We start from the raw sequence: 12,577 nt of genomic DNA on the forward strand, positions 1-12,577 counted from the left end.
GTAAGTCGTAATTCGTGCCGAGTCGACCGATTCGTTTGGGCGCTAGACCGCTGCTGCGCCGCTGACGATCTCGGAGATCTCCTGAGTGATCGAAGCCTGACGCGCCTTGTTGTAGACGAGTTGCAGATCCTTGATCATCGTTCCGGCGTTGTCGGAGGCGGACTTCATGGCCACCATACGTGCCGCCATTTCGCAGGCCACGTTCTCGACCACCGCCTGGTAGATCAGGGACTCGACATAGCGCTCGAGCAGCGTATCCATCACCGGATGCGTGTCGGGCTCGTAGATGTAATCCCAGTGATGCTTGAGCGATTCGTCACTGCTCGGGGCCGTCGGCAGCAACTGGGTCGCCTCGGGCTGCTGAGTCATCGTGTTGACGAACTGGTTCTCCAGCAGGACGACGCGATCGATCTTGCCGTCGCGGAAATCATCCAGGACCACCTTCACCGACCCGATCAGATCGTTGATGTGGGGACGGTCACCCAGATCCTTGGCCTCGGCCACGATGTTGCCGCCCAATCGCTTGAAGAACTGCAGCGCCTTGTTGCCGATCACACACAGGTCCACCTCGACGCCTTCGTCGCGGTAGCGGCGCATTTCGATGACGGCCTTCTTGAACAGGTTGGTGTTCAGCCCGCCACAAAGGCCGCGGTCCGTCGACACGATAATCAGCGCAACACGCTTGACCTCGCGCTCGACCATGAACGGATGCTTGTATTCCGCATTCGCCATGGCGACGTGACCGATCACGTCGTGAATCTTCTGGGCGTAAGGCCGGGACTCTTCCATGCGGTCCTGGGCCTTGCGCATCTTGGACGCCGCGACCATCTCCATGGCCTTGGTGATCTTCTGAGTATTCTGGATACTCTTGATCTGCGTCCGGATCTCCTTAGTGCCCGCCATTGCGTGCTCCCGTTACCAGCTGTGCTTGGCCTTGAACTCTTCCAGGGCCTTCTTCAGCTTTTCCTGGATAGAGTCGTTGTAGTCGCCAGTGCTGTTGATTTCGTCCAGGAGCTCCTTCTGCGAGGAACGCGCATAGGCGATCAGTTCCTTTTCGAAGCTCACGATCTTGTCCGCGTCGACGTCATCGAGGAAGCCCTCGTTGGCGGCGTACAGGGAGAAGGCCATCTCGCCAATGGACATCGGCTGGTACTGGCCCTGCTTCATCAGCTCGGTCACGCGCTTGCCGCGATCCAGCTGCTTGCGGGTCAGTTCGTCCAGGTCCGAGGCGAACTGCGAGAACGCCGCCAGCTCACGGTACTGGGCCAGCGCCAGACGCACGCCACCACCCAGCTTCTTGATGATCTTGCTCTGCGCGGCACCACCCACTCGGGAGACCGACAGACCGGCGTTGATCGCCGGGCGGATACCCGAGTTGAACAGGTCGGTCTCGAGGAAGATCTGACCGTCGGTGATGGAGATCACGTTGGTCGGCACGAATGCGGACACGTCACCGGCCTGGGTCTCGATGATCGGCAGCGCCGTCAGCGAACCCGTCTGGCCCTTCACTTCGCCGTTGGTCTGTTCTTCGACGTACTCCGCATTCACGCGGGACGCACGTTCCAGCAGACGGGAGTGCAGGTAAAAGACGTCACCCGGATAGGCTTCGCGGCCCGGCGGACGACGCAGCAGCAGGGAGACCTGACGATAGGCCCAGGCCTGTTTGGTCAGATCGTCGTACACGATCAGGGCGTCTTCGCCGCGATCGCGGAAGTATTCGCCCATCGCGCAACCGGCGTACGGGGCAATGAACTGCATCGCGGCCGACTCGGAGGCGTTGGCCGCAACGATGATGGTGTTATCCATCGCGCCGGCTTCTTCCAGCTTGGCCACCACGGAGGCCACCGAGGAGGCCTTCTGGCCAACCGCCACGTAGACACACTTAACGCCGGAGTCTTTCTGGTTGATGATCGCGTCGATCGCTACCGCGGTCTTGCCGGTCTGGCGGTCGCCGATGATCAGCTCGCGCTGACCGCGGCCAACCGGGACCATCGCGTCGATCGCCTTGATGCCGGATTGCAGCGGCTGATCCACCGACTGGCGCTCGATAACGCCCGGGGCGATCTTTTCGATCGGGCTGCTCAGGTCGGTGTTCACCGGGCCCTTGCCGTCGATCGGGCGGCCGAGGGAGTCGACCACGCGGCCGAGCATGGCCTCGCCGACCGGGACTTCCAGGATGCGGCCGGTGCACTTGACCGTCTGCCCTTCGGTGATGTGCTTGTAGTCACCCAGGATGACGACACCGACGGAGTCACGCTCAAGGTTGAGCGCCATACCGAAGGTGTCACCCGGGAATTCGAGCATCTCGCCCTGCATGACGTCCCCAAGACCGTGCACACGAGCGATACCGTCGGTCACGCTGACCACGGTGCCCTCGTTGGAGGCCTCGGAGGATGCATCGAATTTCTCGATGCGCTGTTTGATCAGATCACTGATCTCGGAGGGATTCAGTTGCATGATAAATGTCCTCTTAGCGACTCAAATTGGCTGCCAGGCGGTTCAGCTGGCCTCGCACGGAGCCGTCGATTACCAGGTCGCCGGCGCGGATGATGGCCCCTCCAAGAAGGGAGCTGTCGACCGAACACTCGAGATCGACTTCGCAACCCAGGCCCTTGGCCAGGGCGTCGTGGATCTCTTTCTCCTGCGCCTGCGTGAGCTTGCGAAACGCGGTGACGTCCGCGTGCACACGCTGTTCGGCAGCGGCCTTCAGTTCTGCAAAGGCGTCGCGCAGCGCGGGCAGGGCCGGCAGGCGGCCGTTCTCGGCCAGCAAGCGGACCAGGTTCCCGGCCTCGGCGCCGATCTTGTCGCCGGCGACGTCCAGCACGAGCTGGGCGCGGTCCGGGCGCGGGAGCCGCGGATTGGAGAGGAGACTGTGCATCTGCGAGTCGCTGGCAATGGCGGCCAACAACTCGAGCTGCTCGGCCCAGCCAGCGAGATCGTTGGCCTCGCGGGCCCGCTCAAATGCTGCGCGGGCGTAGGGTCGGGCGACCGAAATCAGGTCTGACATAACGTCTCCTTAGAGCTTGGCCGCGAGCTTCTTCAGCAGATCGCCGTGAGCCTTGGCGTCAATCTCCTTGGCCAGGATCTGCTCGGCACCGGCAACCGCCAACTGGGAGACCTGCTTACGCAGCTCTTCCTTGGCACGGTTGAGTTCCTGCTCCATTTCGGACTGCGCCGCTTCCTTGATGCGCTCGCCTTCCTCACGGGCCGTGGTCTTGCTTTCCTCGACCAGCTCGTTGGCGCGCTTCTGCGCCGAGGCGACGATCTCGTTCGCCTGCTGCTTGGCGTCCTTAAGGACCTCGGTCGCACGCTCCTGGGCGAGCTCCTGCTCTTTCTCGCCACGTTCCGCGGCGGCCAGGCCGTCGGCAATCTTCTTGCGACGCTCTTCCAGGGCGGTGGAGATGGGCGGCCAGACGTAGCGCATCGTGAACCACACGAAGACGCTGAACGCGAGCAGCTGGCCGATGATGGTCAGATTGATATTCATCCTGCTACCTCGGGTTGACGAGTGTGAGGGATCCTCGGGACTCGGTCAGCCTCTTAGCCCAGGGCGAACAGAACGTACAGGCCGATACCCACACCGATCATCGGCACGGCGTCGGTCAGACCCATCACGATGAAGAACTGGGTACGCAGCATCGGGATCAGTTCCGGCTGACGCGCGGCGCCTTCCAGAAAACGACCACCCAGGGTGCCCACGCCGATCGCGGCGCCGACAGCGGCCAGACCCAGGAGCAGAGAGCCAGCCAGAACGATCAAAGCGTTTGCCATTTCCATTTTTGTATCTCCAGTCGAGTGTTGAAACAGTCAGTTGAGTAGTGAAGTCGGAATCAGTGGTCTTCGCTGTACGCCATGTCGATGTAGACGACGGTGAGCACCATGAAGATGAACGCCTGCAGCGGCACCACGAGGATGTGGAAAATCGCCCAGCCCACGTGCAGCACACCACCGGCCAGACCCAGGATCAGGCCCGCGGAGTACATCACGCCAATGAGGATGAAGATCATCTCTGCGGCGTAGAGGTTGCCGAACAGTCGCAGGGCGAGCGAGGCCGGCTTGGCCAGCAGGTTGATGAACTCCAGCACGAAGTTGATCGTCCAGAACAGCGGCTTCAGGAACACGATGTTCGTCTGGAACGGGATGCCGGTCAGTTCCTTGATGAAGCCGACGGGGCCCTTGATCTTCAGCGAGTAGTAGATGATCAGGATGAACACGCCCAGCGCGAGACCCGCCGTGACGTTGATGTCCGTCGTCGGCACGATCTTGAAGTACGGGATGCCCAGCAGATAGGCGATGTGCGGGATCAGATCCACCGGCACCAGATCCATCAGGTTGAGCAGGAAGATCCAGACAAATATAGTCAGCGCAAGCGGCGCGACCATATCGTTCTTGTGCTTGAAGGAGCCACGGACGTTGTCATTGACGAAGTCCATGGTCATTTCGACGAAGTTCTGCCAGCCGCCCGGGACACCAGCGGTGACCTTCTTGGCCGCGGCGCGGAACGTCAGGATAAACAGGAGGCCCAGCGCAATCGACCAGATCATGGAATCGACATGGATGGCCCAGAAACCCATCTCGGCCGCTTCGGTGCTGGTGGTAGCGAAGCTCATGCCGTTTTCGGGGTGTAGCCCGAACGTGAGGTTCGTCAAATGGTGAGCAATATGCTCTTCCATGGTGGGCAGTTCGCTTTCTGAAGCCATGCAGTTATCTCGTCATTGCTTGATCAGAAACCCGGTGGAGCCACCACAAGGGGGCCAGGTGCACCAGGAGGAAGACACCGAACAGGGCCAATAGATCCGGCTCGTTCAGGTAAGCGAACGTCACGCCAAAAGCCACCGCGATGATTGCCAATCGTCCCAACTGGGCGCCCATCATGCGGGCGGTCAGCGCGCCTACCTGATCGGAACGGTAGGCCCTAAACACGACAACCGCGGCCACGGCGTTGCCGAGGGTCGCGGTCATGCCGCCCACCGCGGCCGAGACCGCCACGATCGGGGGAAACAGGGCCAAAAGCAGGCCCGACAGTATCAGCGTTAAGACGAGCTGCAGGCCCAGCGATTGTATTGCGTGGCTGAAGCGTCGCGGTGTCATTTAGCGGATGGGAACGCCCACCCCTCTCCCAAAAAGTGCGCGTAGTATAAGAGAGCGCTTGTATTGCGTCAAACCGCGCGGCGCCTGGTTTTGGGGGTGGCGGAGGCGTTACTGAATGTGGGCGAGGATGCCGTCGAGCTCGTCCAGACTATTGTATTCGATGACCAACCGGCCCTTGCCCTGACGGTTGTAACGCACCTGAACGGCCGCGCCCAGCTGATCGGACAGTCGGCTCTCGAGCTGACGCACTTCGGGCGAGGGGGCGGCGTCTTTCTTCGGTTCCGGGGTGGCGGCGAGGACTTTCTTGACCAGCTGCTCGGTGGCCCGAACCGAGAGACCGCGCTTGACGACCGTGGCGGCGACACCGGGCTGGTCATCCAGCGGGAGGGCCAACAGGCAACGCGCATGGCCCATCTCAAGCCGCCCCTCGTTCACATGTTCCTTGACGGTGTCGTGGAGTTCGAGCAAACGCAGCAGATTGGTGACCGAGGTCCGCGAGCGACCCACGGCATCAGCGGCTGCCTGGTGAGTCATCTCGAACTCGGCAATCAGCCGGCGAATGGCCTGGGCTTCCTCGAGAGGATTCAGATCCTCGCGCTGGATGTTTTCGATCAGCGCCATTGCGGCGGCGGCCTGATCGGGGATGTCGCGCACCACGGCCGGGACCGTCTCCAGGCCGGCGATCTGCGCGGCACGCCAGCGGCGTTCGCCGGCAATCAGCTCATAGCCTTCCTCCAGCCGCCGAACGACAACCGGCTGAACGATGCCCTGGGCGCGAATGGAATCCGCGAGCTCGGCCAGGGCCGCCTCGGCCATATGGACCCGCGGCTGGTACTTGCCACGCCGGATCTGCTCGATCGGGAGCTGTTCCAGGCTGTCGCTTTCGTCGCCACCGGCCTGGGCGCCGGAGAGCAGGGCATCCAGGCCTCGGCCCAATCCACGTTTCGCCATGGTCTGTCGTTCCTGCGGGCAGTCGGGTAAGGGGTTGGCGGCGATCAGCGCCGCAGCATCTCGCCGGCCAGGGCCAGGTAGGCCACCGCGCCGCGCGAGGAGGCATCATACAACAAGGCTGGCTGGCCAAAACTGGGGGCCTCGGCGAGGCGGATGTTGCGCGGGATCACCGTGCGAAAGACCCGGTCGCCGAAATGGCCGGTCAGTTGTGCGGAGACATCGCCGGACAGGCGGTTGCGTGGGTCGAACATCGTGCGGAGCAAGCCGGAGATCCGCAGCTTCGGGTTGGGCCCCCGCTGGATGCTTTCGATGGTACGCATGAGGGCCGTCAGGCCCTCCAGCGCGTAGTACTCGCACTGCATTGGGATCACGACCCCGTCGGCGGCCACCAGTCCGTTGACCGTCAGCAGGTTCAACGAGGGCGGGCAGTCCACCAGGATGTAGTCATAATTCGCTGCGGCGTCCGCGAGGGCGTCCTGCAAGCGGTATTCGCGGCGCTCGGACTCCATCAAGCGGACTTCGGCCACGGTCAGGTCGCCGTTGGCCGGGACCAGATCGTAGCCGGCCTCGACCCGATGCGCGGCGCGCTCCACCGTGGTCTCGCCCAGCAGCAACTCGCAGGAGGTCGGGTCGTCGGCATGCTTGTCGACCCCCGAACCGGTGGTCGCGTTGCCCTGCGGGTCCAGATCCACGACGAGCACACGCTTGCCCAACCGGCTCAGGGACGCCGCCAGATTGACGCAGGTGGTGGTCTTGCCGACTCCGCCCTTCTGATTGGTGATCGCGAGTGTGTCGGTCACGGCTCAGGCTCTCTCGATAATGGCAACATGGCGCTCGGCCATTTCGCCGGGAATGGTAACTGGGTCCACGCGGTGATACGACCACGGCGCAGGTAACGGGTCGTCCACGACCCGCCGCTGGCCCAGCATGGCCAGTACACGACCCCCCGGCGCAACCGTGTGGCCCACCCGGTCCAGCATTTCGGCCGGGGCCTTGAAGGCACGCGACAGCACCGTGGTGTACAGCGCCTCGGGATGGAAGTCCTCGATCCGAGAGTGCAGGGCTTCGACACCCGACAGACCGGTCAGGCCGATCACATTGCGCAGAAACCGAATACGCTTGGCCGCGCTATCGAGCAGACAGAAGGCCCGTTCACGCTCGGTCGCTGCCAAAATAAAGCCCGGCAGCCCGGCCCCCGTGCCCACATCGAGGACGCGCCCGCCCTGAAGATACGGGCGCAGGGTCAGGCTGTCGAGGATGTGGCGGGGGATCCACTGCTCCGGGTCGCGCACGGCGGTCAGGTTGTGCACCCGGTTCCAGCGCCCGAGCTGCTCCAGATAGATCGCGAGGGCCTCGATGGCCGCGCTATCCAGCGCCCACTCGTCGGCCACGGCGTCCAGCGCCGCACGCCAGTCGTTACTCGCCACTGGCGCGTCGTTTCAGGTGAACGGCCAGGGCCGACAGCGCGGCCGGGGTCACGCCCGGGATACGCTGGGCCTGGCCCAGCGTATGCGGACGGAATTCGGCGAGCTTCTGGCGGATTTCGTTGGACAGGCCATGCACCTGCGCGTAGTCGAGGTTGTCCGGCAGTGCCGCCTGCTCGGCCTTCGCCTGGCGCGCCACTTCGGCCTGCTGGCGCTCGATGTAGCCCGCGTATTTGGCCTGGATCTCGGCCTGCTCGCGCACGTCCCGTGTGCAGCCCGCGTCCAGTTCCGGGAGGGCCTGCATCAGGGCGTCATAGTCGGCCTCGGGGCGACGCAGCAAGTCGAGAAGCGTGGCATCCGGCTCCGGCGACTTGCCGAGGAGCTCGACCAGGGCCGGGTGGCTGCGCTGATCCCTATCCGGTCGCGTCTGTGCCAGCCGGCTCATCTCCGACTCGATCGCGGCGGCGCGGCGCTCGAACCGGGCCCAACGGGCATCGTCGACCAGGCCGTATTCGCGACCGATCGGGGTCAGGCGCAGATCCGCGTTGTCCTCGCGCAGCAGCAGCCGGTATTCGGCGCGCGAGGTGAACATGCGGTAAGGCTCCTGGGTGCCGCGGGTCACCAGGTCGTCGATCAGCACACCGATATAGGCCTCGGAACGCTGCGGGATCCAGGCTTCGGCGCCCCGGGTCAGGCGGGCGGCATTGAGTCCGGCGACCAGGCCCTGGGCGGCGGCCTCTTCGTATCCGGTGGTGCCGTTGATCTGCCCGGCGAAGAACAGATTGGCCACCTCGCGCGTGGCCAACGACGGACGCAGGCCGCGTGGGTCGAAGTAGTCGTACTCGATCGCGTAGCCCGGACGGGTAATGCGGGCGTGCTCGAAGCCCTCGATGCTCTGCACCAGGGGTACCTGGATCGAATAGGGCAGCGAGGTGGAGATCCCGTTCGGGTACAGCTCATGGGTGGTGAGCCCTTCCGGCTCGACGAAGACCTGGTGGCTGGTCTTGTCGGCAAAGCGCACGACCTTGTCCTCGATCGAGGGGCAGTAGCGCGGTCCGGTGCTGTCGATCTGGCCGGAGTACATCGGCGCCTGATCCAGGTTGGCGCGGATCAGGTCATGGGTCTTCTCGCTCGTGCGCGCGATATGGCAGGGGCGCTGGGCCGGGTGATCGGCGGTCGACCCCATGAACGAAAACACCGGTCGCGGATCGTCCCCGGGCTGCGGCTCGAGCCGCGAGAAGTCCACGCTGCGCCCGTCGATGCGCGGCGGCGTACCGGTCTTCAGGCGTCCCACGGCAAATGCCATCTCACGCAAACGCGCGGCCAGGCGCACGCTGGGCGGGTCGCCCGCACGCCCACCGGGCTGCTGGGTCAGGCCGGTATGCATCTGCCCATTCAGGAACGTCCCAACGGTCAGCACCACGGCACGGGCCCCGAACGCGATCCCGGCCTCGGTCACCACCCCGGTGACCCGGTCACCGTCCAGAGTGATATCGGCCACCGGCTGCTGGAAGACCTCAAGGTTGGGTTCGGCTTCCACGAACTGGCGGATGGCCTGGCGGTACAGCTGCCGGTCGGACTGCGCCCGCGTGGCGCGCACGGCCGGACCCTTGCGCCGGTTCAGGATACGAAAGTGAATCCCGGCGACATCCGCGGCGCGGGCCATCACTCCGCCCAGGGCGTCGATCTCCTTGACCAGGTGGCCCTTGCCGATACCGCCGATGGCGGGGTTGCAACTCATCTGGCCGATGGTCTCGATGTTGTGGGTCAACAACAGCGTGCGCGCACCGCCGCGCGCCGCGGCCAGTGCGGCCTCGGTCCCGGCGTGTCCGCCGCCAATCACAATGACATCAAAAGCGTTTGCCATGGTCCTGCTATCCCGGCCAGTCTGCGGCCTGTGCCTGCACGCGGCGCGACCCCTTGGGGGCCTCGAAAAATCGGAATTCTAGCAGGGAGTTACGCGCGCGCGAAGCGCCCCCGGACGCGGATGGTTTTCCGGGCACCCCGTGTCCTCGTTATTACGAGGTCGCGGCGGGGCCGCAGCAACTGCGGCGTGCGCTTCGGGCTCCGTCGGCGGCGCGTCTACTTGCCGATGCAGAAACCGGCGAAGATCTCGCCCAGCAGGGCCTCGTGGTCCTGCCGGCCGAGGAGTTCGTCCAGAGCGCGCTCGGCCAGGCGCAGTTCCTCGGCAATGAGGTCCGGCGGGGCGAGCGCGTCGATTGCGGCGAGATGGGTGGCCGCGGCGCGAAGTCCGTCGAGGTGCCGAGCGCGCACGCTAAACCGTTGCGTGCCGCCGTCACCGACGCCGAGTTGGTTCACGATGGCTAGCTTGAGGGCCTCGACGCCCTGGCCGGTAAGGGCAGAGATCTGCAACCCGCCGCCGTCCCCGGCCGCTACAGACGGGTCGACCTGATCGCTCTTGTTCCACACCACGATGCGTGGGATCGCATCCGGTGCCTGAAGGTCCGGGCGTGCATCCGGCCGGGTCAGATCCCGCAATTCGAGAATGACGTCGGCACCGGTCGCGGCCTCGCGCGCCCGCTCCATACCAATGCGCTCTACCGGGTCCTCGCTGGCGTGCAGGCCCGCGGTGTCGATGATCTCCACCGGAATGCCGTGGATCGCGATCGGCGAGCGCAGGACGTCGCGAGTGGTCCCGGGGCGATCGGTCACGATTGCGACCTCGCTCTCGGCGAGGCGGTTCATCAGACTGGATTTGCCGACGTTCGGGGCTCCGACCAGGGCCAGGCGCATGCCTTGAGCGAAGTAGCGCGCGGGACGGAGGCGTTCGAGCAACTGGCTTACCGTCTGGAGCAACGAGCCGGAACGATGCGCGATGTCGGCCGCCGCCTCGGACTCGAGATCGGTCTCGCCAAAATCGATCTCGGCCTCGATGATCACCCGCATCTCGCGGATCGCGCGGGATACGGGTTCCAGTTCGTTCGCCAGGGCGCCGTCCAGACTGGAGCGGGCCAGCCGCGCGGCCTCCTCGGTCTGGGCATGAATCAGGTCGGCGACCGCCTCGGCCTGCGCCAGATCCAGGCGGCTATTGAGGAAGGCCTGCTCGGTGAACTCGCCAGGCCGCGCGCGGCGGGCACCCTGGGCCACGCAGGTCTCGACGATGGCGTCCAGCAGGACGGGGCTGCCATGGCCCTGTAATTCGACCACGTCTTCGCCCGTGTAGGAATGCGGCGCCCGAAAGAACAAGGCAACCCCGTCATCCAGCGTGGCACCGCTCGAGTCACGGAGGGTGACGTAGTGGGCGTGGCGAGGAGACAGATCCACGCGCCCGGTGAGCCGCCGCCCAATGGGGAGTGCCTCGGGACCCGACAGACGAACCACGCCGATACCGCCGACCCCCGGCGGGGTGGCGACCGCGACGATGGTCTCCGCCACGGTCACGACGCGGTCATTCCTTCTTCTTGTCCGGGTCCTCTCCGCCCTCGATCTTGCGCGTGATGTACCACTGCTGGGCGATGGAGAACAGGTTGTTGGTGAACCAGTACAGCACCAGGCCCGCCGGGAAGAAGGCGAAGAAGATGGTGAACACGAATGGCAGCGCCATGAAGATCTTCTGCTGCACCGGGTCCATCGGCGGCGGGTTCAGTTTGTACTGCACGAACATGGACACGCCCATCAGGATCGGCAGGATGAAGTACGGATCACGCGAGGACAGGTCCTGGATCCACAACCACCACGGCGCCTGGCGCAGTTCCACACTCTCCAGCAGCACCCAGTACAGGGCGATGAACACCGGGATCTGCACCAAGATCGGGAGACAGCCACCCAGCGGGTTGATCTTCTCCTTTTTGTACAGGTCCATCAGCGCCTGGTTCATGCGCTGCTTGTCGTCCTTGTAGCGTTCCTTCAGCGCCTGCAGCTTGGGCGCGACCTTGCGCATGCGCGCCATCGAGCGGTAGCTGGTCGCGGACAGCTTGAAGAAGGCGAGCTTGATCAGGATGGTCAGCAGGACGATCGACCAGCCCCAGTTGCCCACCACCATGTGGATCTTGTCCAGCAGCCAGAACAGCGGCTTGGACAGGAAGGTGAACATGCCGTAGTCGACCGTGAGCTCCAACCCCTGGGCAATTTCGGAGAGCTCGTCCTGCAGCTTGGGCCCAACCCACAGGCGGGTGCGGAACTCGCCCGTTTCTCCGGCGGCGATCTGGCGCGATTCGGAGTGCAGGCCAATGAGGTATTCGTCACCCACCTCGCCCGGGACGGCGCGGGCATACAGCGCATTGACCTCGTCTTCGCCCGGAATCCAGGCGGAGACAAAGTAGTGCTGGATCATCGCGACCCAACCACCCTGGATGCGTGCCTGGATCGGATCGTCCCGCAGGGATTCGAAACGCTCGCGCTCGTAGCTACCGTCGAAGTAGGCCGCCCCGGTGAAGGTGTACAGCCACCAGGACTCGCGGTCCGGTGTCGGGCCGTGACGAAGCTGACGGTACTGGCGACCGCTCCAGGTGGAGTCAGAGCGGTTATGGATCTCGTAGTGCACGTCGATCAGATGCGAGCCACGGGTGAACGTGTAGGTCTTGATGACCTCGATCTCGCCATCCTCGGAGGTCCAACGCAGCGGGACCTCGATTTGATCGTCGCTTTCACCGAGCTCGAAGCGATCCTGATCGACCTCGAAATTCGCATGGTGCGAGGGCGCGCGGCGCTCCATGGATCGGTCGTCGACCCGGTCATGGGTCAGACCGCTTTGAGCCACATAGCCACGCACGCGATGGTCAAACAAGCGCACCGGCACCAGCGGGTCGTCTTGCAGGTCCCGCGGATACTGCAGAAGGTCGGCGCGCAGCAGAGTCCCGCCGCGCGTGTCGATCAGGATCTCGTGGGTGTCGGTCCGCACCGTAATTTGGCGGCGATCGGGCTCCTGCAGGGTGTGCACCTGCGGGGCATCCTCGGCCTGCGAATCCGCCTCCGATTCGAACTGCGGGGCGTCGGGGACATCCTCCGGTCGGGCATCGGGGTCGTCTTCGGCCTGCTCGGCAGCGGTGTCGGGCTGCGAAGCAGTGCCGTAATCCTGGTTCCAGGCCTGCCACATCAGGAACAGGACAAAGGCCAGGGTCAGCCACAGAAGGGGGCGAAGGTTATCCATG

The 12,577-nt window shown here is 64.5% G+C and carries 13 protein-coding genes; all 13 read right to left on the reverse strand.

All coding sequences use genetic code 11. From position 1 onward, the window contains the following. Window positions 1–42 precede the first annotated feature (42 nt). The 13 genes from atpG to yidC all read right to left on the reverse strand — a co-directional run bounded on the left by atpG (window position 43) and on the right by yidC (window position 12,576). The gene (atpG, locus tag D002_RS0106505) at window positions 43–903 is read right to left on the reverse strand and encodes a F0F1 ATP synthase subunit gamma (RefSeq protein ID WP_018141104.1); all 861 of its coding nucleotides are present in this window, start codon (window positions 901–903) and stop codon (window positions 43–45) included. Between the two features lie 12 nt (window positions 904–915). Then, complete coding sequence (gene atpA, locus D002_RS0106510; protein WP_018141105.1) at window positions 916–2,457, reverse strand: F0F1 ATP synthase subunit alpha; 1,542 nt, start codon at window positions 2,455–2,457, stop codon at window positions 916–918. A gap of 13 nt (window positions 2,458–2,470) precedes the next feature. Beyond that, window positions 2,471–3,007 carry a F0F1 ATP synthase subunit delta gene (locus tag D002_RS0106515; RefSeq protein WP_018141106.1) on the reverse strand — a complete coding sequence of 179 codons (537 nt, stop codon included), beginning with the start codon at window positions 3,005–3,007 and terminating at the stop codon, window positions 2,471–2,473. A gap of 9 nt (window positions 3,008–3,016) precedes the next feature. Continuing rightward, window positions 3,017–3,487 (reverse strand): F0F1 ATP synthase subunit B, encoded by a 471-nt coding sequence (locus D002_RS0106520; RefSeq protein WP_018141107.1) that lies wholly within the window; start codon window positions 3,485–3,487, stop codon window positions 3,017–3,019. Between the two features lie 53 nt (window positions 3,488–3,540). Further along, the gene (atpE, locus tag D002_RS0106525; protein ID WP_012983953.1) at window positions 3,541–3,777 is read right to left on the reverse strand and encodes a F0F1 ATP synthase subunit C; all 237 of its coding nucleotides are present in this window, start codon (window positions 3,775–3,777) and stop codon (window positions 3,541–3,543) included. Window positions 3,778–3,830: 53 nt separating this feature from the next. Further along, window positions 3,831–4,673, reverse strand: coding sequence for a F0F1 ATP synthase subunit A (atpB, locus tag D002_RS0106530; protein ID WP_026181570.1), 843 nt, complete (start codon window positions 4,671–4,673; stop codon window positions 3,831–3,833). A gap of 31 nt (window positions 4,674–4,704) precedes the next feature. Then, window positions 4,705–5,091 (reverse strand): ATP synthase subunit I, encoded by a 387-nt coding sequence (locus tag D002_RS0106535; RefSeq protein ID WP_018141109.1) that lies wholly within the window; start codon window positions 5,089–5,091, stop codon window positions 4,705–4,707. A gap of 108 nt (window positions 5,092–5,199) precedes the next feature. Further along, the gene (locus D002_RS0106540) at window positions 5,200–6,042 is read right to left on the reverse strand and encodes a ParB/RepB/Spo0J family partition protein (RefSeq protein ID WP_018141110.1); all 843 of its coding nucleotides are present in this window, start codon (window positions 6,040–6,042) and stop codon (window positions 5,200–5,202) included. A gap of 44 nt (window positions 6,043–6,086) precedes the next feature. After that, window positions 6,087–6,842, reverse strand: coding sequence for a ParA family protein (locus D002_RS0106545; protein WP_018141111.1), 756 nt, complete (start codon window positions 6,840–6,842; stop codon window positions 6,087–6,089). 3 nt (window positions 6,843–6,845) lie between these two features. Beyond that, window positions 6,846–7,469 carry a 16S rRNA (guanine(527)-N(7))-methyltransferase RsmG gene (gene rsmG / locus D002_RS0106550; RefSeq protein ID WP_018141112.1) on the reverse strand — a complete coding sequence of 208 codons (624 nt, stop codon included), beginning with the start codon at window positions 7,467–7,469 and terminating at the stop codon, window positions 6,846–6,848. Continuing rightward, complete coding sequence (gene mnmG, locus D002_RS0106555) at window positions 7,459–9,333, reverse strand: tRNA uridine-5-carboxymethylaminomethyl(34) synthesis enzyme MnmG (RefSeq protein WP_018141113.1); 1,875 nt, start codon at window positions 9,331–9,333, stop codon at window positions 7,459–7,461. The genes rsmG and mnmG overlap by 11 nt, the downstream gene beginning before the upstream one ends. A gap of 215 nt (window positions 9,334–9,548) precedes the next feature. Then, window positions 9,549–10,868 carry a tRNA uridine-5-carboxymethylaminomethyl(34) synthesis GTPase MnmE gene (gene mnmE / locus D002_RS0106560; protein WP_018141114.1) on the reverse strand — a complete coding sequence of 440 codons (1,320 nt, stop codon included), beginning with the start codon at window positions 10,866–10,868 and terminating at the stop codon, window positions 9,549–9,551. 7 nt (window positions 10,869–10,875) lie between these two features. After that, window positions 10,876–12,576, reverse strand: a complete 1,701-nt coding sequence (gene yidC / locus D002_RS0106565) for a membrane protein insertase YidC (protein WP_018141115.1) — start codon at window positions 12,574–12,576, stop codon at window positions 10,876–10,878. Window position 12,577: the final 1 nt, after the last annotated feature.

It is taken from the genome of Thioalkalivibrio sp. ALJ7, from assembly GCF_000376865.1.
Lineage (GTDB): Bacteria > Pseudomonadota > Gammaproteobacteria > Ectothiorhodospirales > Ectothiorhodospiraceae > Thioalkalivibrio.